Here is a 22562-nt window from a genome sequence, read left to right as displayed (position 1 = left end):
GTGGTAATAGCCTGAAGAATCGATTTATTTTCTTTGAGCTAAGTTAATATGGTGTCAGTTAGGGGTACGATTCAGCAAATAATCGTGCATACTGTGCGCTTTTTGTGGGCCAAGGGACTAGGCACACATTTGTTTTATAAACGAAAAGACTAGTCTATGAGCACTGATAATAAACAATCGCTGCCGGCAATAACGCTGGCGGCAATCGGCGTGGTTTACGGCGATATCGGTACCAGTCCACTGTATACCCTTCGCGAATGTCTGTCAGGCCAGTTTGGCTTTGGCGTTGAACGCGATGCGGTTTTTGGCTTTCTGTCGCTGATTTTCTGGCTGTTGATCTTTACCGTATCAATAAAATACATCACCTTCGTGATGCGGGCGGATAACGCCGGCGAGGGCGGGATCTTGACGCTGATGTCGCTGGCGGGGCGCAACACCTCGGCAAAGATGACCTCCGTATTGGTGATCCTCGGCCTGATTGGCGGTAGCTTCTTCTATGGTGAAGTGGTGATAACCCCGGCAATATCGGTGATGTCGGCGATAGAGGGGTTGGAAATTATCGCCCCACAGCTGGATACCTGGATTGTCCCCATCTCCATTATTGTGCTGACCCTGCTTTTTGCTATTCAAAAACACGGAACCGGGATGGTCGGCAAGCTGTTCGCGCCAATTATGCTGATCTGGTTCCTGTTGCTGGCGGTGCTTGGCGCGCGCAGTATCCTCGATAACCCGGAAGTTCTGCAGGCGCTGAACCCTTACTGGGCAGTGAACTTCTTCCTGCAGTACAAAACGGTATCCTTTATTGCGCTCGGCGCGGTGGTGCTGTCGATTACCGGTGTGGAAGCGCTGTATGCCGATATGGGTCACTTCGGCAAACTACCGATTCGCGTAGCGTGGTTCTCGGTAGTACTGCCATCACTGGTGCTTAACTATTTTGGCCAGGGCGCGCTGCTGTTGAAGCACCCGGAAGCCATTAAAAACCCGTTCTTCCTGTTGGCGCCGGAATGGGCGCTGATCCCGATGCTGATTATCGCGACCCTGGCGACGGTTATCGCCTCGCAGGCGGTGATTTCCGGGGTCTTCTCGCTGACTCGTCAGGCCGTGCGTCTGGGCTATCTGTCGCCAATGCGCATTATCCATACTTCGGAAATGGAGTCCGGGCAGATTTACATCCCGTTCATTAACTGGCTGCTGTACGTTTCTGTGGTCATCGTCATTGTCAGCTTCGAGCACTCTTCTAATCTGGCGGCGGCGTACGGTATTGCGGTAACGGGCACCATGGTGTTGACCTCCATTCTGTCGGCGACCGTGGCGCGCAAAAACTGGCACTGGAATAAGCTGTTTGTCGGCCTGATGCTGGTGGCCTTCCTGTGTATCGATATTCCGCTGTTCTCGGCGAACCTCGATAAAATCGTCTCCGGCGGTTGGTTGCCGTTATCACTGGGCCTGGTGATGTTTACGGTGATGACCACCTGGAAGAGCGAGCGTTTCCGCCTGCTGCGCCGGATGCATGAACATGGCAACTCGCTGGAAGCGATGATCTCCTCGCTGGAGAAATCACCGCCGGTGCGCGTGCCGGGTACCGCGGTCTATATGTCTCGCGCCCTGAACGTGATCCCTTTTGCGCTGCTGCATAACCTGAAACACAACAAGGTGCTGCATGAACGCGTGATCCTGCTGACCCTGCGCACCGAAGATGCCCCGTATGTGCATAACGTGCGCCGCGTGCAGATTGAGCAACTGTCGCCGTCGTTCTGGCGCGTTGTAGCAAGCTATGGCTGGCGTGAAACGCCGAACGTCGAAGAGGTGTTCCATCGCTGCGGCCTGGAAGGGCTGAGCTGCCGAATGATGGAAACGTCGTTCTTTATGTCCCACGAGTCGCTGATTATCGGCAAACGGCCATGGTATCTGCGCCTGCGCGGCAAACTATATCTGCTGTTGCAGCGTAACGCTCTGCGCGCGCCGGATCAGTTTGAAATCCCGCCGAACCGGGTTATCGAACTCGGTACTCAGGTAGAAATCTGATGTCAAAAAGCCCTTCAATAACGAAGGGCTTTTTTGTCTCTCACATCTCGATGCAATTTCCTGCCCACGCCTTGCGAAACGTTTCGATGGCGATCACATTTATCTCTTTTGATGATGGTTTTTTGCTCCTGCATTTACAATACTAATGTTAGCGAAACGTTTCGCTAGTGGAGCAAAAGAGAAAAAATGAAAAAAGGCACCGTACTTAACGCTGATATTTCTTCCGTTATCTCCCGCCTCGGTCATACCGATATGCTGGTTGTTTGCGACGCCGGATTGCCGGTTCCCCGCAGCAGCGCGCGAATCGATATGGCGCTTACTCAGGGCGTACCTTCATTTATGCAGGTTCTGGAGGTCGTAACGACGGAAATGCAGGTTGAGGCGGCGGTCATCGCGGAAGAGATTAAAACCCATAATCCGCAACTCCACGCGACGTTGCTCAATCATCTTGAGCAGCTGCAGCAGCACCAGGGAAATACGATTGAAATTCGTTACACCAGTCATGAGCAGTTCAAAAAACAAACCGCAGATAGTCAGGCGGTAATTCGCAGCGGGGAGTGTTCCCCGTATGCGAATATTATTCTCTGTGCCGGCGTCACTTTCTGAGGTCGCCGCCATGGAAGCTTTATTACAGCTGAAAGGGATCGATAAAGCGTTCCCTGGCGTCAAAGCGCTCTCCGGCGCGGCGCTGAATGTCTATGCTGGCCGGGTAATGGCGCTGGTAGGGGAAAATGGCGCCGGTAAATCGACAATGATGAAGGTACTCACCGGTATCTATACCCGTGATGCCGGTTCTTTGCTGTGGTTAGGTAAAGAAACGACCTTTAACGGCCCAAAATCCTCACAGGAAGCCGGTATCGGCATCATTCACCAAGAACTCAACCTGATCCCGCAATTAACGATTGCCGAGAACATCTTCCTTGGCCGCGAGTTCGTTAACCGCTTTGGCAAAATCGACTGGAAAAAGATGTATGCCGAAGCGGACAAGCTGCTGGCGAAGCTGAATTTACGTTTTAACAGCCAGAAGCTGGTGGGCGATCTGTCGATTGGCGATCAGCAAATGGTGGAAATCGCCAAAGTGCTGAGCTTCGAATCGAAGGTCATCATTATGGATGAGCCTACCGATGCCCTGACCGATACCGAGACCGAATCGCTGTTCCGCGTCATCCGCGAATTGAAATCGCAGGGGCGCGGCATTGTCTATATTTCCCACCGCATGAAAGAGATCTTCGAAATCTGCGATGACGTCACCGTATTTCGCGACGGGCAATTTATTGCCGAGCGTGAAGTGGCTTCGCTGGATGAAGACCGACTGATCGAGATGATGGTTGGCCGTAAGCTGGAAGATCAATATCCGCATCTCGATAAGGCGCCCGGCGCGGTACGTCTGAAGGTCGATAATCTCTGCGGTTCCGGGGTGGAAAACGTGACGTTTACCCTGCGTCAGGGCGAAATCCTCGGCGTTGCCGGGCTGATGGGCGCCGGGCGCACTGAACTGATGAAGGTGCTGTACGGCGCGCTGCCGCGCAGCAGCGGTTCCGTGACGCTGGACGGCCATGAAGTCGTCACCCGTTCGCCGCAGGATGGCCTGGCGAACGGCATTGTTTATATCTCCGAAGACCGTAAGCGTGATGGCCTGGTGCTCGGGATGTCGGTCAAAGAAAACATGTCATTAACCGCGCTGCGCTACTTCAGCAGGGCGGGCGGTAGCCTTAAGCATAAAGATGAACAGCAGGCGGTCAGCGATTTCATTCGGCTTTTTAATGTGAAGACGCCTTCAATGGAGCAGGCAATTGGCCTGCTTTCTGGGGGGAACCAGCAAAAAGTCGCTATCGCTCGCGGGCTGATGACCCGGCCGAAAGTGCTGATCCTCGACGAACCAACCCGTGGCGTCGACGTCGGGGCGAAGAAAGAGATCTACCAGCTGATTAACCAGTTTAAAGCCGATGGCCTGAGCATCATCCTTGTCTCTTCTGAGATGCCGGAAGTGCTGGGCATGAGCGATCGCATCATTGTGATGCATGAAGGGCATCTCGGCGGTGAATTCACACGCGAGCAGGCCACCCAGGAAGTATTGATGGCTGCCGCTGTGGGCAAGCTTAACCGTGTGAATCAGGAGTAAAAAAGATGACTACCCAGGCTGTTACTGGTCGCCGCTATTTCACTAAAGCGTGGCTGATGGAGCAAAAATCGCTGATCGCCCTGCTGGTGCTGATCGCGATCGTTTCGACCATGAGCCCTAACTTTTTTACCGTTAATAACCTGTTCAACATTCTGCAGCAGACTTCCGTTAACGCCATCATGGCGGTCGGGATGACGCTGGTCATTCTGACATCGGGGATCGACCTGTCCGTCGGTTCTCTGCTGGCATTGACCGGCGCCGTCGCGGCGTCTATCGTCGGTATCGAAGTGAATGCGCTGGTGGCCGTTGCCGCCGCGCTGGCGCTCGGTGCGGCTATTGGCGCGGTGACCGGGGTAATTGTCGCGAAAGGTCGCGTGCAGGCGTTTATCGCCACCCTGGTGATGATGCTGCTGCTGCGCGGCGTGACGATGGTTTATACCAACGGTAGCCCGATCAACACCGGCTTTAGCGATAACGCCGATCTGTTTGGCTGGTTCGGTATCGGACGCCCGCTTGGGATCCCGACGCCGGTATGGATTATGGCGATTGTCTTCCTGGCGGCCTGGTACATGCTGCACCATACTCGCCTGGGCCGTTATATTTATGCCCTGGGCGGTAACGAAGCGGCGACGCGGCTTTCCGGCATCAGCGTGAATAGAGTGAAAATCATCGTCTATGCGCTGTGCGGGATGTTGGCTTCACTGGCCGGCATCATCGAAGTGGCGCGTCTTTCCTCTGCGCAGCCGACGGCGGGGACGGGCTATGAATTAGACGCGATTGCTGCGGTCGTACTTGGCGGCACTAGCCTGGCCGGTGGTAAAGGTCGTATCGTCGGCACGCTGATTGGCGCGTTGATCCTGGGCTTCCTGAACAATGGTCTGAACCTTTTAGGCGTTTCTTCCTATTACCAGATGATCGTCAAAGCGGTGGTGATTTTGCTGGCGGTACTGGTAGATAACAAAAAGCAGTAACTGAGAACTCTACAGGACATCTTAACTATGAATATGAAAAAACTGGCGACCCTGGTCTCTGCTGTTGCTCTAAGCGCGACCGTTAGCGCAAACGCGATGGCGAAAGATACCATCGCACTGGTTATCTCTACCCTGAATAACCCCTTCTTCGTTTCTCTGAAAGACGGCGCGCAGAAAGAAGCCGATAAGCTGGGCTACAACCTGGTGGTGCTGGATTCCCAGAATAACCCGGCGAAAGAGCTGGCGAACGTACAGGACTTAACGGTTCGCGGCGCCAAACTGCTGCTGATTAACCCAACCGACTCCGATGCTGTCGGCAATGCGGTGAAGATGGCGAACCAGGCTAAAATCCCGGTTATTACCCTGGACCGCCAGGCTTCAAAAGGCGATGTGGTGAGTCATATTGCTTCCGATAACGTGCTGGGCGGTAAAATGGCCGGCGACTATATCGCGAAGAAAGTCGGGGAAAATGCGAAAGTCATTGAGCTGCAAGGCATTGCCGGTACCTCTGCGGCGCGCGAGCGCGGCGAAGGTTTCAAACAGGCCGTGGCGGCGCATAAGTTCAACGTACTGGCCAGCCAACCCGCTGACTTCGACCGTACCAAAGGTCTGAACGTGATGCAGAACCTGCTGACGGCGCATCCGGACGTGCAGGCGGTGTTTGCGCAGAACGACGAAATGGCGCTGGGCGCGCTGCGTGCGCTGCAGACTGCTGGAAAATCTGATGTGATGGTGGTTGGATTTGACGGCACTCCGGATGGCGAAAAAGCAGTAAATAGTGGCAAACTGGCAGCGACCATCGCCCAGTTGCCGGAGCAGATCGGCGTTAAAGGCGTCGAAACCGCTGATAAAGTGCTGAAGGGTGAAAAAGTGGATGCCAGCTATCCGGTTGAGCTGAAACTGGTCATTAAGCAGTAAAATGCGATTCGGGCCGGCAACGGTCCGAGGGACAACATAAAAAAGAAAAGCAGGGCATGCGCCACCGGAGTCCGGTGGCGCGCTTTCCCGGGAACAAAGATGATGAAAACCGCAGGCAAACTTGTCGTCCTTGGCAGCATCAATGCCGATCACATTCTTAACCTTGAATCCTTCCCTACTCCAGGTGAAACCGTTACCGGAAACCACTATCAAGTGGCTTTCGGCGGTAAAGGCGCCAATCAGGCTGTCGCTGCCGGGCGTAGCGGCGCGGATATTGCCTTCATTGCTTGTACTGGCGATGACGATATCGGCGAACGCGTTCGCCGCCAGCTGGCGAGCGATAACATCGACGTGGCGCCGGTGCGTGCCGTTGCTGGCGAATCAACCGGCGTCGCGTTAATTTTCGTTAACGCGGAAGGCGAGAATGTCATCGGTATTCATGCCGGCGCAAATGCTGCGCTTTCTGTTTCTCAGGTTGAGGCGGAAAAAGAACGAATTGCCAGCGCGCAGGCATTGTTAATGCAGCTGGAGTCGCCGCTGGAGAGCGTGATGGCCGCTGCGAAAATCGCTCATCAGCATCAGACTACCGTGGTGCTTAACCCTGCCCCGGCGCGCGAACTTTCAGATGAACTGCTGGCGCTGGTGGATGTCATTACGCCGAATGAAACCGAAGCGGAAAAGCTGACCGGTATTCGCGTTGAAAGCGACGACGATGCCGCGAAAGCTGCCAGTGCGCTTCATGCGAAAGGGATTGGTACGGTGATGATTACTCTCGGCAGCCGCGGCGTGTGGTTAAGCTGCGAGGGCGAAAGCCGCCGGGTCCCCGGATTTAAAGTTCAGGCCATCGATACGATCGCCGCTGGCGACACTTTTAATGGCGCATTTGTCACCGCGCTGCTGGAAGGCCGTGAAGTGGCAGACGCCATCCGTTTTGCCCATGCCGCCGCCGCGATTGCTGTCACCCGTAAGGGAGCGCAACCGTCTGTGCCGTGGCGCAAAGAGATCGACGAATTCTTGCGTCAACAGGGGTAATGCTTGGCTACCATGAAGGATGTGGCCCGCGTCGCGGGCGTTTCCACCTCGACCGTTTCTCACGTCATTAATAAAGACCGCTTTGTCAGCGAGGCGATTACCGCCAAAGTTGATGCGGCGATCAAAAGTCTTAACTACGCACCTTCGGCGCTGGCGCGTAGCCTCAAGTTAAATCAGACGCGAACCATCGGCATGTTGATCACCGCCAGTACTAACCCGTTTTATTCGGAGCTGGTGCGCGGCGTGGAACGCAGCTGTTTCGAGCGCGGCTACAGCCTGGTTTTATGTAATACCGAAGGCGATGAGCAGCGGATGAATCGCAATCTGGAAACGCTGATGCAAAAACGCGTCGATGGTCTGCTGCTGCTGTGCACCGAAACGCATCAACCTTCCCAGGAGATCATGCAGCGTTATCCGTCGGTGCCGACGGTGATGATGGACTGGGCGCCGTTCGACGGCGACAGCGATCTCATTCAGGATAATTCGTTGCTCGGTGGCGATATGGCGACCCAGTATCTGATCGATCGCGGTCATACCCGTATTGCCTGCATTGCCGGGCCGCTGGATAAGACGCCGTCGCGACTGCGCCTGGAAGGCTACCATGCGGCGATGGCGCGCGCCGGGCTGGATGTCGCCGAAGGTTATGTCATTACCAGCGATTTTGAATTTGGCGGCGGTTTTACCGCGATGCAGCAACTGCTGGCGTTAACGCCACGGCCGCAGGCGGTATTTGTCGGTAATGATGCGATGGCGGTCGGCGCGTATCAGGCGCTGTATCAGGCCGGGTTGCGTATTCCGCAGGATATGGCGCTGGTGGGGTATGACGATATTGAACTGGCGCGCTATATGACCCCGCCGCTCACCACTATTCATCAACCCAAAGATGAACTGGGAGAGCTGGCTATCGATGTGCTGATTCACCGCATGGCGGATCCCGGGCAAAAACAGCAGCGCGTGCAGCTTACCCCCGAACTGGTGGTTCGCGGTTCAGCTTAGTGCTTGTGCCGCTCCGTTATCAGGTTGCGGCCATCTTTAGCTCTGAGCAGCATAAACATCAGCGCTGATACCACGGTGATCGCACCCATCGTGATAAAGGTATAGTGGAATTGTTCGATGGTGCTGGCGTTATCAAATCCTTCATAAAAACGCAGGACTGCCGCGCTGATGGCCACGCCAAGGCTAATGGACAGCTGCTGGGTTACCGCGAGTAGGCTGTTGCCGCTACTGGCATTGTCATCGGTTAAATCAGCAAGCGTAATGGTGTTCATCGAGGTGAACTGCGTGGACATCGCCATCCCCAGCACAAATAGCGGCAGTAGTAGCAGCCACAGTGGCATTCCTGGCGACTGCAACGCAAACTGCGCGATCATCAAACCAATAAAGATAGTGACCCCCACCAACGTTTTGCGATAACCAAACCAGCGTAGTATCTGTGTGACGGTCGACTTGGCGATAATCGAGCCAATGGCCGTCGGCGCAATCATGCAGCCGGCGATAATGGCCGGGTAGCCGAAACCGACCTGTAGCATCAGAGGCATCAGGAACGGTACGCAGCCGGTTCCTAACCGTGTGGCCAGGTTGCCGGCGATCCCGACAGAGAAGGTATGGGTCTTAAATAAGGAGAGTGAAATCAGCGGCGTGGGATGGCGACGAGCATGGCGAATATAGGCCAGCATGAGCACGACGCTCAGGGCGATGACGGACAGCGCCATCCAGCTGGCAACGATTTTCTCGCCAAAGAGTTCAATACCGCTGGAGAACAGCACCAGACTTAACCCAAAAAGAACAAAGCCGCTGGTATCGAAACGACGGCGGGGCGTGGTGAAGTCCGGCATATATTTGCGGGCGTAGAGAATGCCGATGATACCAATCGGGATGTTAATCAAGAAAATCCAGTGCCAGCTGGCCCAGGTGACTAACACGCCGCCGAGTACAGGACCGAGAATGGGGCCGACCAGGCCAGGCATGGTAACGAAGTTGAGTACCGGCAGCAGTTCGCTACGCGGATAGGCGCGTAACAGCGCCAGACGCGCAACCGGCATCATCATTGCGCCGCCGATCCCCTGGATGACGCGGAAGACAACCAGTTCGGGTAGCGAAGTGGAAAGCGCGCAGGCAAGGGAACCTAAGGTAAACAGGCTGACGGCAATGATAAAGACTTTGCGGGTGCCGAAGCGGTCGGCCAACCAACCGCTCACCGGTATCAGCATCGCTACCGTCAGGGTGTAGCTGATAATGGCGGATTGCATCGCCAGCGGGGAGTGACCAAGGCTATGCGCAATAGCGGGAAGCGCGGTATTAAGAATAGTGGCGTCCAGCGCCTGCATAAAGAAAGCCATGGCCGCAATCCACGGCAGTCCGGCCATACTCCGCCCTTTCTTCCCGGTCATGCCTTTTCCTTCTTTATTTACCTGTGTGGTTTGGGGTATTCAACAATGTCTGGCAGGCAAGCTGCGCGCGCGGACCATCGCTTTCCTGAATGGCGTCAACAATAGCCTGGTGCAGATCCAGTTTAACGACTTCATTTTGCGTAATCGAGGTGAAATAGGTCTGATAGACCGAATGGAATAACGACGCGAAAGAGGTGAGAAACGGGTTGCCGCTCATCGCATAAATATGTTCATGCCAGGCCATATCGACTTCAATCCAGCGTTCGCGGATAAAATGTCTTTTCAGCTCGATCATTTCTTCCATTAACGTATTGAGCTGCGCTTTTTGCTCGGAGGTACCGGCAATCGCCGCCAGAAAACAGGCCTGAGGCTCCAGGCTGCTACGCATCACCAGGAAATGGCTAACCACTTCTTCGAAATTATCTTCCGTCAGCCACCAGGCGAGTAGTTCTTTATCCAGAAAGTTCCAGCTGCTGCGCGCCAGAACGCGAGTACCGATACGCGGACGCGGAAGCAGCATGCCTTTAGCCGCCAGCGTTTTTACCGCTTCTCGTACTGCCGTCCGGCTGACGCCAAACTGTTCGCCCAGCTCCATTTCACCGGGAAGGATGCTCTCTGGCGGATATTCGCCAGTGAGGATTTTTTGGGCGATCTTCTCCGCGATGACCCAGGAGATGTTTTTTTGTGCCGCCAGCTGCTGTGCGCTTATAGACATGAATGCCGTTCCTTTCTCTTTTCTACTTCATCAGTATGCCACCTGACGGCTTATTTCGGTGGTTAAAACAGCAAAAGGGCCATTTTTTACGATTTCAACATCCGCTTTGGCGAAAAAAGAGACGGTTGAAAAGTTTTTTGAAAACAGGGCTTGTCAACGTCTCAGAACTCCCTATAATGCGCCTCCACTGACACGGAACAACGGCAAGCAAGCCGCCGGGTCAGCAGGGTTTCAGCAGTAAAATACGACGCTGAAAACCGACAGAGAAAAGTGAAAATAAACGCTTGACTCTGAATGAGGAAAACGTAATATACGGGACCTCGCAACGGTGAGCTGAAAGCCGCGTTGCAACTGCTCTTTAACAATTTATCAGACAATCTGTGTGGGCACTCAAAGTGACATGGATTCTTAACGTCCTCGGACGAAAAATGAATACCAAGTCTCTGAGTGAACATGCGTAATTCATTACGAAGTTTAATTCACGAGCATCAAACTTAAATTGAAGAGTTTGATCATGGCTCAGATTGAACGCTGGCGGCAGGCCTAACACATGCAAGTCGAGCGGTAGCACAGAGAGCTTGCTCTCGGGTGACGAGCGGCGGACGGGTGAGTAATGTCTGGGAAACTGCCTGATGGAGGGGGATAACTACTGGAAACGGTAGCTAATACCGCATAACGTCGCAAGACCAAAGTGGGGGACCTTCGGGCCTCATGCCATCAGATGTGCCCAGATGGGATTAGCTAGTAGGTGGGGTAATGGCTCACCTAGGCGACGATCCCTAGCTGGTCTGAGAGGATGACCAGCCACACTGGAACTGAGACACGGTCCAGACTCCTACGGGAGGCAGCAGTGGGGAATATTGCACAATGGGCGCAAGCCTGATGCAGCCATGCCGCGTGTATGAAGAAGGCCTTCGGGTTGTAAAGTACTTTCAGCGAGGAGGAAGGCGTTAAGGTTAATAACCTTGGCGATTGACGTTACTCGCAGAAGAAGCACCGGCTAACTCCGTGCCAGCAGCCGCGGTAATACGGAGGGTGCAAGCGTTAATCGGAATTACTGGGCGTAAAGCGCACGCAGGCGGTCTGTCAAGTCGGATGTGAAATCCCCGGGCTCAACCTGGGAACTGCATTCGAAACTGGCAGGCTAGAGTCTTGTAGAGGGGGGTAGAATTCCAGGTGTAGCGGTGAAATGCGTAGAGATCTGGAGGAATACCGGTGGCGAAGGCGGCCCCCTGGACAAAGACTGACGCTCAGGTGCGAAAGCGTGGGGAGCAAACAGGATTAGATACCCTGGTAGTCCACGCCGTAAACGATGTCGACTTGGAGGTTGTGCCCTTGAGGCGTGGCTTCCGGAGCTAACGCGTTAAGTCGACCGCCTGGGGAGTACGGCCGCAAGGTTAAAACTCAAATGAATTGACGGGGGCCCGCACAAGCGGTGGAGCATGTGGTTTAATTCGATGCAACGCGAAGAACCTTACCTACTCTTGACATCCAGAGAACTTAGCAGAGATGCTTTGGTGCCTTCGGGAACTCTGAGACAGGTGCTGCATGGCTGTCGTCAGCTCGTGTTGTGAAATGTTGGGTTAAGTCCCGCAACGAGCGCAACCCTTATCCTTTGTTGCCAGCGGTTCGGCCGGGAACTCAAAGGAGACTGCCAGTGATAAACTGGAGGAAGGTGGGGATGACGTCAAGTCATCATGGCCCTTACGAGTAGGGCTACACACGTGCTACAATGGCATATACAAAGAGAAGCGACCTCGCGAGAGCAAGCGGACCTCATAAAGTATGTCGTAGTCCGGATTGGAGTCTGCAACTCGACTCCATGAAGTCGGAATCGCTAGTAATCGTAGATCAGAATGCTACGGTGAATACGTTCCCGGGCCTTGTACACACCGCCCGTCACACCATGGGAGTGGGTTGCAAAAGAAGTAGGTAGCTTAACCTTCGGGAGGGCGCTTACCACTTTGTGATTCATGACTGGGGTGAAGTCGTAACAAGGTAACCGTAGGGGAACCTGCGGTTGGATCACCTCCTTACCTTAAAGAACCTGCCTTTGTAGTGTCCACACAGATTGTCTGATGAAAATACAGCAGTAAGTAATCTCTGCAGGCTTGTAGCTCAGGTGGTTAGAGCGCACCCCTGATAAGGGTGAGGTCGGTGGTTCAAGTCCACTCAGGCCTACCAAATTCGCTCTCGTGCTTTGTTGTGGCAAAGCTCGCATACTTCAGTATGCTTCGCTTCACCACGCCGCGCCCGAAAACGAATTAAGGTTAAAAGAGATTCATTCGATGGGGCTATAGCTCAGCTGGGAGAGCGCCTGCTTTGCACGCAGGAGGTCTGCGGTTCGATCCCGCATAGCTCCACCATCATTACTGCAAAAAACAAGAAAACTTCAGAGTGTACCTGAAAAGGTTCACTGCGAAGTTTTGCTCTTTAAAAATCTGGATCAAGCTGAAAATTGAAACGACACACAGTCAATGTGTGTTCGAGTCTCTCAAATTTTCGCGACACGAAAATGTTTTACGAAACATCTTCGGGTTGTGAGGTTAAGCGACTAAGCGTACACGGTGGATGCCCTGGCAGTCAGAGGCGATGAAGGACGTGCTAATCTGCGAAAAGCGTCGGTAAGGTGATATGAACCGTTATAGCCGGCGATGTCCGAATGGGGAAACCCAGTGTGATTCGTCACACTATCGTTAACTGAATACATAGGTTAACGAGGCGAACCGGGGGAACTGAAACATCTAAGTACCCCGAGGAAAAGAAATCAACCGAGATTCCCCCAGTAGCGGCGAGCGAACGGGGAGCAGCCCAGAGTCTGAATCAGCTTGTGTGTTAGTGGAACGGTCTGGAAAGTCCGACGGTACAGGGTGATAGTCCCGTACACCAAAATGCACAGGTTGTGAACTCGAAGAGTAGGGCGGGACACGTGGTATCCTGTCTGAATATGGGGGGACCATCCTCCAAGGCTAAATACTCCTGACTGACCGATAGTGAACCAGTACCGTGAGGGAAAGGCGAAAAGAACCCCGGCGAGGGGAGTGAAAAAGAACCTGAAACCGTGTACGTACAAGCAGTGGGAGCACCTTCGGGTGTGACTGCGTACCTTTTGTATAATGGGTCAGCGACTTATATTCTGTAGCAAGGTTAACCGTATAGGGGAGCCGCAGGGAAACCGAGTCTTAACTGGGCGTTAAGTTGCAGGGTATAGACCCGAAACCCGGTGATCTAGCCATGGGCAGGTTGAAGGTTGGGTAACACTAACTGGAGGACCGAACCGACTAATGTTGAAAAATTAGCGGATGACTTGTGGCTGGGGGTGAAAGGCCAATCAAACCGGGAGATAGCTGGTTCTCCCCGAAAGCTATTTAGGTAGCGCCTCGTGAACTCATCTTCGGGGGTAGAGCACTGTTTCGGCTAGGGGGTCATCCCGACTTACCAACCCGATGCAAACTACGAATACCGAAGAATGTTATCACGGGAGACACACGGCGGGTGCTAACGTCCGTCGTGAAGAGGGAAACAACCCAGACCGCCAGCTAAGGTCCCAAAGTCACAGTTAAGTGGGAAACGATGTGGGAAGGCACAGACAGCCAGGATGTTGGCTTAGAAGCAGCCATCATTTAAAGAAAGCGTAATAGCTCACTGGTCGAGTCGGCCTGCGCGGAAGATGTAACGGGGCTAAACTGTGCACCGAAGCTGCGGCAGCGACACTATGTGTTGTTGGGTAGGGGAGCGTTCTGTAAGCCTGCGAAGGTGGCCTGTGAGGGTTGCTGGAGGTATCAGAAGTGCGAATGCTGACATAAGTAACGATAATGCGGGTGAAAAGCCCGCACGCCGGAAGACCAAGGGTTCCTGTCCAACGTTAATCGGGGCAGGGTGAGTCGACCCCTAAGGCGAGGCCGAAAGGCGTAGTCGATGGGAAACAGGTTAATATTCCTGTACTTGGTGTTACTGCGAAGGGGGGACGGAGAAGGCTATGTTAGCCGGGCGACGGTTGTCCCGGTTTAAGCATGTAGGCGGAGGTTCCAGGTAAATCCGGTACCTTTTTAACGCTGAGGTGTGATGACGAGGCACTACGGTGCTGAAGTAACAAATGCCCTGCTTCCAGGAAAAGCCTCTAAGCATCAGGTAACATCAAATCGTACCCCAAACCGACACAGGTGGTCAGGTAGAGAATACCAAGGCGCTTGAGAGAACTCGGGTGAAGGAACTAGGCAAAATGGTGCCGTAACTTCGGGAGAAGGCACGCTGATATGTAGGTGAAGCCCCTGCGGGTGGAGCTGAAATCAGTCGAAGATACCAGCTGGCTGCAACTGTTTATTAAAAACACAGCACTGTGCAAACACGAAAGTGGACGTATACGGTGTGACGCCTGCCCGGTGCCGGAAGGTTAATTGATGGGGTTATCCGTAAGGAGAAGCTCTTGATCGAAGCCCCGGTAAACGGCGGCCGTAACTATAACGGTCCTAAGGTAGCGAAATTCCTTGTCGGGTAAGTTCCGACCTGCACGAATGGCGTAATGATGGCCAGGCTGTCTCCACCCGAGACTCAGTGAAATTGAACTCGCTGTGAAGATGCAGTGTACCCGCGGCAAGACGGAAAGACCCCGTGAACCTTTACTATAGCTTGACACTGAACATTGAGCCTTGATGTGTAGGATAGGTGGGAGGCTTTGAAGCGTGGACGCCAGTCTGCGTGGAGCCAACCTTGAAATACCACCCTTTAATGTTTGATGTTCTAACGTTGGCCCCTAATCGGGGTTGCGGACAGTGTCTGGTGGGTAGTTTGACTGGGGCGGTCTCCTCCCAAAGAGTAACGGAGGAGCACGAAGGTTAGCTAATCCTGGTCGGACATCAGGAGGTTAGTGCAATGGCATAAGCTAGCTTGACTGCGAGCGTGACGGCGCGAGCAGGTGCGAAAGCAGGTCATAGTGATCCGGTGGTTCTGAATGGAAGGGCCATCGCTCAACGGATAAAAGGTACTCCGGGGATAACAGGCTGATACCGCCCAAGAGTTCATATCGACGGCGGTGTTTGGCACCTCGATGTCGGCTCATCACATCCTGGGGCTGAAGTAGGTCCCAAGGGTATGGCTGTTCGCCATTTAAAGTGGTACGCGAGCTGGGTTTAGAACGTCGTGAGACAGTTCGGTCCCTATCTGCCGTGGGCGCTGGAGAATTGAGGGGGGCTGCTCCTAGTACGAGAGGACCGGAGTGGACGCATCACTGGTGTTCGGGTTGTCATGCCAATGGCATTGCCCGGTAGCTAAATGCGGAAGAGATAAGTGCTGAAAGCATCTAAGCACGAAACTTGCCCCGAGATGAGTTCTCCCTGAGACTTTAAGTCTCCTGAAGGAACGTTAAAGACGATGACGTTGATAGGTCGGGTGTGTAAGCGTAGCGATACGTTGAGCTAACCGATACTAATGAACCGTGAGGCTTAACCTTACAACGCCGAAGCTGTTTTGGCGGATTTGAGATGATTTTCAGCTCTGATTCAGAGTCCGAAGGATTTTACGCTGAGACAAGGCGGCAAGCGAAGCGATGGAAGGAGCATACTAAAGTATGTGACTGACATTCGCGAGAGCAGCCAACGCAGTATGAGCGTAAAAGACACAGGACGAGCACAAAGAATTTGCCTGGCGGCGACAGCGCGGTGGTCCCACCTGACCCCATGCCGAACTCAGAAGTGAAACGCCGTAGCGCCGATGGTAGTGTGGGGTCTCCCCATGTGAGAGTAGGGAACTGCCAGGCATCAAATTTGCAGTAAAACCGGGGCATTAAACCGGTAGATGTAGAAAAAATTCGGTGGAGCGGTAGTTCAGTCGGTTAGAATACCTGCCTGTCACGCAGGGGGTCGCGGGTTCGAGTCCCGTCCGTTCCGCCACTTATTTATATTAAGCCTGCTATATTAGCGGGCTTAATAGCGAGAAAGATTTAGGGGCGTAGCTCAGTTGGTAGAGCACCGGTCTCCAAAACCGGGTGTCGCGAGTTCGAGTCTCTCCGCCCCTGCCATATATAATCCTTTGCTTCGGCAAAGGATTTTTTTTGTCTTTAATTTCTTCCCTCACACTGCCTTTCTTGCCTTTTGGTCACTCCATCCATGGAGTCAGATCGCTATTCCAGGATGCTGCTTTTCAGGATCTCGCGAATATGTGCCTGCTTATCGCTATTTTGTAGCCAGATGGCATACAGAGGACGTGAAAGCGTCGCGCTATCGGTCACCGTGTGCAGGCCGGTTTTCTGCTGTGCCCAACTAACGGGTAACCAGGTACAACCGTTCAGCGTACTGAGTTGCTGATAAGCCAGTTCGGCGGAGCTCGTTGTCAACAGCGGCACATCATCGCTACCGATCAAACCCGCTTCGTTTTGCTGGAAGTCTGGTCCCCATTCCAGGCGCAGGTAGTTCAAATCATTCTTATTTTTTCCCGGCGCGGCACAATAGAGCGCCAGGGTGAAATGACCCAATAACTGGCTGCTTAATTCATCCATCTTCGGTGATTCAGTGGTGATCAGGAGATCAAGCTGGCGTTCATGCAACTGCTTTACTAATGACTGGCGCTGGGCTATCCGCGCCTCAAATTGCAGGTTATAGGGATCGTTGTAGAGTGTCCCCAGCCAACCGTTCAACAGGCATTCCCACAGCGATGCGCTGGCGCCGATCGAAAATTCATTATGGCGAGAAGAGTGGGCGACCTCCTTACGCGCGGCCTGCCAGGTATTCATCAACGTTTCGGCATAGGGCAATAGTTTCTCGCCGGCTGACGTCAGGCGAATATTGTTACGATGACGGGTAAATAGATTCACGCCCAACTGGTTCTCCAGCTGACGAATGCGGAAGCTAACCGCTGATTGTGTTAAATAAAGCGCTTCCGCTGCCCGTCCAAAGTGGCGAGTTCTGCTCACTTCAAGGAAAGTTTTGAGCAATTCCGTGTCCACACTCTTCTCCGCAAAATTATTTGTCGTGATGATTTAAATGTTTTGTTTGACGCTCTGTCAAGCGTAACTAATACTCCGCGCCATAAATAGCTCGGCCAAAGAATCAGGAGCGTGTAGGATGGCGGAAAGCTTTACGACGACTAATCGTTTTTTCGACAATAAAAATTATCCACGCGGGTTCTCCCGTCACGGTGATTTCACCATCAAAGAGGCGCAACTGCTTGAACGTCATGGTTACGCCTTTAATGAGCTGGAATTGGGCAAACGCGAGCCTGTTACCGAAGATGAAAAACAGTTCGTTGCGGTATGTCACGGCGAACGTGAGCCAGTAACCGACGCGGAACGCGTTTGGATTAAGTATATGGCGCGAATCAAACGTCCGAAGCGTTTTCATACCTTATCTGGCGGCAAGCCGCAGGTTGAAGGCGCTGAAGACTACACTGAAAGCGACGATTAAAAAAAAGGGCGAAAGCCCTTTTTTTATGCCATCAGCGTCTGCAGGTGATTTAACATGCGGTCGATAGCCCGGTAGCTTAGCGCCTCCTGCAAATGATGACGTTCAATATCCCTATCCTCATTAAGATCGGCGATAGTACGCGCAACTTTCAGTAAACGTTGCCATGCGCGGATTGAAAGCCCTAATAGTGACAGCGTCTGTTCCAGCCATATCGCGTCGTCTTCTTTCAGCTTGCACCAGACTTTTATCTCCCCGCTATCCAGTTGCGCGTTCAGTTTATTCTGCCGTGCGAGCTGTCTGTCGCGCGCCGCTAATACCCGTAGTCGGATGGTGGCGCTTCGCTCTTCGCCGCCGCCACCCCGGCTTAATACGCCCGGCGGAGGGAGCGGAATTTCAAGCGAAAGATCGAAGCGGTCGAGAAATGGCCCTGATAATCGGCCCAGGTAGCGTAGGGTCTGTTCCGGCGTGGCCCGATTATGCTGACCCTGATAATGTCCTGTTGGGCTGGGGTTCATGGCGGCAATCAGCTGAAATCTTGCGGGATAATCAATCTTAGCCCGAGTGCGGGAAAGATGAATTTTTCCTGATTCGATGGGCTCTCGTAGTGCATCCAGAACCCGACGTTCGAATTCGGGTAGTTCATCAAGAAACAGAATACCGTTATGTGCAAGGGAGATCTCTCCAGGGGCCGGGATTGAGCCGCCGCCGACCATCGCCGCTAGCGAAGCGCTATGGTGAGGGGCGCGAAAAGGCCGCCGACGCCACTGGCGCGTGACGTAATGAGCATTGACGAGGCTGAGAATAGCCGCGCTTTCCAGCGCTTCCTGGTTGGTTAGCGGCGGTAAAAGCCCCGGTAAACGGCTGGCGAGCATCGTCTTTCCTGTCCCCGGCGGACCCATCAAGAGCAAATTGTGACCGCCAGCTGCGACTATCTCCAGCGCGCGTTTTCCCTGCTGTTGGCCAATGACATCGCCGAGATCGTCATAATCATTGTCGTCTGTCGCGATTTCGCCAGCTGGCGGCTGCAGAGTATGTTTCCCCTCCAGAAACGCGCAAACTTCCTGCAGGTGTCCGGCTATAAGGCACTCATTGCCGCCAATCAAACCGACCTCTTCGGCATTATCTCCGGCAACGATGATCTTCCTCCCGGCTTTTATTGCCTCCATAGCGCTGGATATAGCCCCTGGAACGCCGCGTAACGCGCCTGTAAGGGCTAATTCGCCAATAAACTCATACTGATTAAGTTTCGGTGCGGCAAGCTGCTGCGAAGCGACCAGGAGCGCGAGAGCAATAGGTAAATCATATCTCCCTCCTTCTTTGGGCAGATCGGCGGGTGCGAGATTGATGGTTATCTTCTTCGCTGGAAAGCTGTAGCCGCTGTTAATAATGGCGCTACGCACCCGATCGCGGGCTTCCTTTACCGTGGTTTCCGGTAGACCGACCATCGTCAAGCCGGGGAGTCCGTTGCTGATATGGACTTCGACAGTAATTAGCGGCGCGCTGACCCCGAGCGCCGCGCGGGTATAGACAATTGCGAGTGACATAACGCCTCCTGAGCGGAATGATTATGTCTATTCAAACGGTTTCATAAACCTGTGAATATTTAACTTTACGTTGCCTGTTCCAGACAATTACCTGCAAAGTTTTGCATTTTCATTGTCTTGGGAGTACGCGCGCAAATCCGTCATGAAGCCGTTTTAATGCCGTGAAACACTGCAGCAAACGCGAGAATAAGCTGAATTTTTTTCATTTTATTTTTTTCTTTTTAAAAACAACTGGTTTAATAAAAATCGTTAGCAAGATCAGAAAATGGAACATAAAAAAATCTTGTGCTTAATGTGATGTCTGTGGTAACTCTTTAGGTATTCCTTCGAACAAGAAGCCAGAAAGAACAGAAAATGACAGCCCTTCTACGAGTGATTAGCCTGGTCGTGATTAGCGTGGTGGTGATTATTATCCCACCGTGCGGGGCTGCACTTGGACGAGGAAAGGCTTAGAAATCAAGCCTTAACGAACTAAGACCCCCGCACCGAAAGGTCCGGGGGTTTTTTTATAACTTAAAAAACATAAGCGAGGAGCAGAAGATGGGTTTTAGCATAAAATTCTGTTTCTCCCGATCTATGACGGGGAAGTAACTATGAACGGGGCGCAGTGGGTGGTACATGCTTTGCGAACACAGGGTGTCGATACGGTATTTGGCTATCCGGGTGGCGCGATTATGCCGGTTTACGATGCATTGTATGACGGCGGCGTGGAACACCTGCTGTGTCGACACGAGCAGGGCGCCGCAATGGCCGCTATCGGTTATGCCCGCGCGACCGGCAATACCGGAGTTTGCATCGCCACTTCCGGCCCTGGCGCCACCAACCTGATCACCGGTTTGGCGGATGCGTTACTTGATTCCGTGCCTGTTGTTGCGATCACCGGCCAGGTGGCGGCGCCGTTTATCGGCACCGATGCTTTTCAGGAAGTGGACGTTCTCGGTTTGTCGCTGGCCTGCACCAAACACAGTTTCCTGGTGCAGTCGTTGGAAGAGCTGCCGCGCGTGATCGCGGAGGCTTTCCAGGTGGCAAACTCAGGCCGTCCTGGCCCGGTACTGGTTGATATCCCTAAGGATATCCAGCTGGCTAAAGGCGAATTAGATCCGCATTTCTCTACCGTTCCTGACGATGTTGAGTTTCCTCACGCAGAAGTCGAGCAGGCGTTAGCGATGCTTGCGAAGTCCCATAAGCCGATGCTGTACGTGGGCGGCGGCGTCGGAATGGCGCAAGCGGTACCGGCCGTGCGCGAATTTCTGGCGGTGACGCAGATGCCTGTCACCTGCACCCTGAAAGGGTTGGGCGCCGTTGCCGCGGATTATCCGTATTACCTTGGCATGCTCGGTATGCATGGCACCAAGGCGGCAAATCTGGCGGTGCAGGAGTGCGATTTACTGATTGCCGTCGGCGCCCGTTTTGATGACCGGGTGACCGGCAAGCTGAATACCTTTGCCCCGCACGCCAAAGTAATCCATATGGATATTGACCCGGCCGAGCTGAACAAACTGCGCCAGGCGCACGTCGCCTTAACTGGAGATTTAAACGCCATGCTGCCAGCGTTGCAGCAGCCGTTGGCCATCGATGCGTGGCGCGAGCACAACGCGCAGCTGCGCGCGGAGCACGCCTGGCGCTACGATCATCCCGGCGAAGCAATCTACGCGCCGCTGTTGCTCAAGCAGCTTTCCGATCGCAAACCGGCGGATTGCGTCGTGACGACCGATGTCGGCCAGCACCAAATGTGGTCGGCCCAGCACATGACCTATACCCGTCCGGAAAATTTCATCACTTCCAGCGGCCTGGGCACCATGGGCTTCGGCCTGCCGGCAGCCGTCGGCGCGCAGGTGGCCCGCCCGGACGATACGGTTATCTGTATCTCCGGCGATGGCTCTTTCATGATGAACGTGCAGGAGCTGGGCACCGTTAAGCGCAAGCAGTTACCGTTGAAAATCGTGCTGCTGGATAACCAACGTTTAGGTATGGTTCGCCAGTGGCAGCAGCTGTTCTTCCAGGAGCGTTACAGCGAAACCACGCTTACCGATAATCCTGATTTTCTTACGCTGGCCAGCGCTTTCGGCATTCCAGGCCAGCACATCACCCGTAAAGACCAGGTTGAAGCGGCACTCGACACCATGCTTTCGAGCCAGGGGCCATACCTGCTTCATGTCTCAATCGATGAACTTGAGAATGTCTGGCCGTTGGTGCCGCCCGGCGCCAGTAATGCAGAAATGCTGGAGAAATTATCATGATGCAACATCAGGTCGCTTTACAGGCTCGCTTCAACCCCGAAACCTTAGAACGCGTGCTGCGCGTGGTGCGCCATCGCGGTTTTCAAATCTGCTCAATGAATATGGAAACCGCGTCGGATGCGCAAAACATAAATATCGAACTGACCGTTGCCAGCCAGCGGCCCGTCGAATTACTGTTTAGTCAGTTACGCAAACTGGTCGACGTCGCCTGCGTCGAGATCCAGCAACCCACATCACAACAAATCCGCGCCTGAGCGCAGAGGAATAAAAAAAATGACGACGAAGAAAGCTGATTACATTTGGTTCAATGGCGAGATGACTCCATGGGGCGAGGCGAAAGTACACGTCATGTCCCACGCGCTGCACTACGGGACTTCGGTATTCGAAGGTATCCGCTGCTACGATTCTCACAAAGGGCCAGTGGTGTTCCGCCATCGTGAACACATGCAGCGTCTGCATGATTCAGCCAAAATCTACCGTTTCCCGGTTTCTCAGAGCGTTGACGAGCTGATGGAAGCCTGCCGCGAAGTTATCCGTACCAATAAACTGACCAGCGCTTATATCCGTCCGCTGGTGTTTGTTGGCGATGTTGGCATGGGCGTTAACCCGCCGGACGGTTACAAAACCGACGTTATCATCGCGGCGTTCCCGTGGGGTGCATACCTTGGCGCAGAAGCGCTGGAGCAGGGGATCGATGCGATGGTTTCTTCCTGGAACCGCGCGGCGCCTAACACCATCCCAACCGCAGCGAAAGCGGGCGGCAACTATCTCTCCTCTCTGCTGGTCGGCAGCGAAGCGCGTCGTCACGGTTATCAGGAAGGTATCGCGCTGGACGTTAACGGCTATATCTCCGAAGGCGCAGGCGAAAACCTGTTTGAGGTGAAAGATGGCGTGCTGTTTACTCCGCCGTTTACCTCTTCCGCGCTGCCGGGTATCACCCGCGACGCCATCATCAAGCTGGCGAAAGATCTCGGTATCGAAGTCCGCGAGCAGGTGCTGTCCCGCGAATCTCTGTACCTGGCGGATGAAGTGTTCATGTCCGGTACCGCTGCGGAAATCACGCCGGTACGCAGCGTTGACGGTATCCAGGTCGGCGCAGGCCGCCGCGGTCCGGTGACCAAACGCATTCAGGAAGCCTTCTTTGGCCTCTTCACCGGTGAAACGGAAGATAAATGGGGCTGGCTGGATCCGGTAAGTAAGTGATTAAA

At 53.8% G+C, this 22562-nt stretch carries 16 protein-coding genes, 4 tRNA genes and 3 rRNA genes; 19 read left to right on the top strand and 4 right to left on the bottom strand.

All coding sequences use genetic code 11. The features are described from left to right. The first annotated feature begins 156 nt into the window (after positions 1 to 156). The 7 genes from kup to rbsR all read left to right on the top strand — a co-directional run bounded on the left by kup (position 157) and on the right by rbsR (position 8064). The gene (kup, locus tag ABLV78_RS25250) at positions 157 to 2025 is read left to right on the top strand and encodes a low affinity potassium transporter Kup (protein WP_045396012.1); all 1869 of its coding nucleotides are present in this window, start codon (positions 157 to 159) and stop codon (positions 2023 to 2025) included. A 186-nt stretch (positions 2026 to 2211) separates the two neighbouring features. Then, positions 2212 to 2631, top strand: coding sequence for a D-ribose pyranase (gene rbsD / locus ABLV78_RS25245; protein WP_045396015.1), 420 nt, complete (start codon positions 2212 to 2214; stop codon positions 2629 to 2631). Positions 2632 to 2641: 10 nt separating this feature from the next. Then, positions 2642 to 4147, top strand: a complete 1506-nt coding sequence (rbsA, locus tag ABLV78_RS25240) for a ribose ABC transporter ATP-binding protein RbsA (RefSeq protein WP_015368992.1) — start codon at positions 2642 to 2644, stop codon at positions 4145 to 4147. A gap of 5 nt (positions 4148 to 4152) precedes the next feature. Next, entirely contained in the window at positions 4153 to 5118 is a 966-nt protein-coding gene (gene rbsC, locus ABLV78_RS25235; RefSeq protein WP_015368991.1) for a ribose ABC transporter permease, read from the top strand. Between the two features lie 27 nt (positions 5119 to 5145). Continuing rightward, positions 5146 to 6036, top strand: coding sequence for a ribose ABC transporter substrate-binding protein RbsB (gene rbsB, locus ABLV78_RS25230; RefSeq protein ID WP_045396020.1), 891 nt, complete (start codon positions 5146 to 5148; stop codon positions 6034 to 6036). A 99-nt stretch (positions 6037 to 6135) separates the two neighbouring features. Next, entirely contained in the window at positions 6136 to 7068 is a 933-nt protein-coding gene (rbsK, locus tag ABLV78_RS25225; RefSeq protein ID WP_161801952.1) for a ribokinase, read from the top strand. Between the two features lie 3 nt (positions 7069 to 7071). After that, on the top strand, positions 7072 to 8064 hold the full coding sequence (gene rbsR, locus ABLV78_RS25220) for a ribose operon transcriptional repressor RbsR (RefSeq protein ID WP_072251486.1): 993 nt from the start codon (positions 7072 to 7074) through the stop codon (positions 8062 to 8064). Here the strand turns inward: rbsR and mdtD are convergent. Then, positions 8061 to 9458 carry a multidrug transporter subunit MdtD gene (mdtD, locus tag ABLV78_RS25215; protein WP_045396023.1) on the bottom strand — a complete coding sequence of 466 codons (1398 nt, stop codon included), beginning with the start codon at positions 9456 to 9458 and terminating at the stop codon, positions 8061 to 8063. The two genes, rbsR and mdtD, sit on opposite strands and share 4 nt — an antisense overlap. A gap of 13 nt (positions 9459 to 9471) precedes the next feature. Next, positions 9472 to 10173, bottom strand: a complete 702-nt coding sequence (locus ABLV78_RS25210) for a FadR/GntR family transcriptional regulator (RefSeq protein WP_045396024.1) — start codon at positions 10171 to 10173, stop codon at positions 9472 to 9474. 496 nt (positions 10174 to 10669) lie between these two features. Here ABLV78_RS25210 and ABLV78_RS25205 point away from each other — a divergent pair. From ABLV78_RS25205 to ABLV78_RS25175, 7 genes are all read left to right on the top strand, one after another. Further along, positions 10670 to 12209, top strand: a 16S ribosomal RNA gene (locus ABLV78_RS25205). A 71-nt stretch (positions 12210 to 12280) separates the two neighbouring features. Continuing rightward, positions 12281 to 12357 (top strand) — tRNA-Ile (locus ABLV78_RS25200). A gap of 106 nt (positions 12358 to 12463) precedes the next feature. Then, positions 12464 to 12539: transfer RNA gene (locus tag ABLV78_RS25195), tRNA-Ala, on the top strand. Positions 12540 to 12717: 178 nt separating this feature from the next. Continuing rightward, a 23S ribosomal RNA gene (locus ABLV78_RS25190) occupies positions 12718 to 15622 on the top strand. Positions 15623 to 15812: 190 nt separating this feature from the next. Then, positions 15813 to 15928: ribosomal RNA gene (gene rrf / locus ABLV78_RS25185) — 5S ribosomal RNA — on the top strand. The 16S, 23S and 5S rRNA genes sit together here with 4 tRNA genes alongside, the layout of an rRNA operon. Positions 15929 to 15984: 56 nt before the next feature. After that, positions 15985 to 16061 (top strand) — tRNA-Asp (locus ABLV78_RS25180). A 52-nt stretch (positions 16062 to 16113) separates the two neighbouring features. Further along, a tRNA-Trp gene (locus ABLV78_RS25175) sits at positions 16114 to 16189 on the top strand. A gap of 102 nt (positions 16190 to 16291) precedes the next feature. Here ABLV78_RS25175 and hdfR read toward each other — a convergent pair. Further along, entirely contained in the window at positions 16292 to 17113 is an 822-nt protein-coding gene (gene hdfR / locus ABLV78_RS25170) for an HTH-type transcriptional regulator HdfR (protein ID WP_045395539.1), read from the bottom strand. 118 nt (positions 17114 to 17231) lie between these two features. On the opposite strand from hdfR, the gene ABLV78_RS25165 reads away from it, so the two are divergent. Continuing rightward, positions 17232 to 17570 (top strand): MaoP family protein, encoded by a 339-nt coding sequence (locus tag ABLV78_RS25165; RefSeq protein WP_045362345.1) that lies wholly within the window; start codon positions 17232 to 17234, stop codon positions 17568 to 17570. A gap of 23 nt (positions 17571 to 17593) precedes the next feature. Here ABLV78_RS25165 and ABLV78_RS25160 read toward each other — a convergent pair whose 3' ends face one another. Then, positions 17594 to 19114 (bottom strand): YifB family Mg chelatase-like AAA ATPase, encoded by a 1521-nt coding sequence (locus ABLV78_RS25160; protein ID WP_047045661.1) that lies wholly within the window; start codon positions 19112 to 19114, stop codon positions 17594 to 17596. Positions 19115 to 19468: 354 nt separating this feature from the next. Between ABLV78_RS25160 and ilvL the strand changes: the two genes are divergently transcribed. The 4 genes from ilvL to ABLV78_RS25140 all read left to right on the top strand — a co-directional run bounded on the left by ilvL (position 19469) and on the right by ABLV78_RS25140 (position 22557). Further along, positions 19469 to 19567, top strand: a complete 99-nt coding sequence (gene ilvL / locus ABLV78_RS25155; protein ID WP_001311244.1) for an ilv operon leader peptide — start codon at positions 19469 to 19471, stop codon at positions 19565 to 19567. 140 nt (positions 19568 to 19707) lie between these two features. Then, positions 19708 to 21354, top strand: coding sequence for an acetolactate synthase 2 catalytic subunit (gene ilvG, locus ABLV78_RS25150; protein WP_047045664.1), 1647 nt, complete (start codon positions 19708 to 19710; stop codon positions 21352 to 21354). Then, on the top strand, positions 21351 to 21608 hold the full coding sequence (gene ilvM, locus ABLV78_RS25145) for an acetolactate synthase 2 small subunit (RefSeq protein ID WP_015368897.1): 258 nt from the start codon (positions 21351 to 21353) through the stop codon (positions 21606 to 21608). Before ilvG ends, ilvM begins: the two co-directional genes overlap by 4 nt. A gap of 19 nt (positions 21609 to 21627) precedes the next feature. Continuing rightward, on the top strand, positions 21628 to 22557 hold the full coding sequence (locus ABLV78_RS25140; protein ID WP_008807980.1) for a branched-chain amino acid transaminase: 930 nt from the start codon (positions 21628 to 21630) through the stop codon (positions 22555 to 22557). Positions 22558 to 22562: the final 5 nt, after the last annotated feature.

This window comes from Klebsiella sp. CN_Kp075 (assembly GCF_040065055.2).
Classification (GTDB): Bacteria; Pseudomonadota; Gammaproteobacteria; order Enterobacterales; family Enterobacteriaceae; genus Klebsiella; species Klebsiella aerogenes.
The sequence above is the reverse complement of the archived record's forward strand: the minus strand, read 5'-3'. Positions and strand labels throughout refer to the sequence as shown.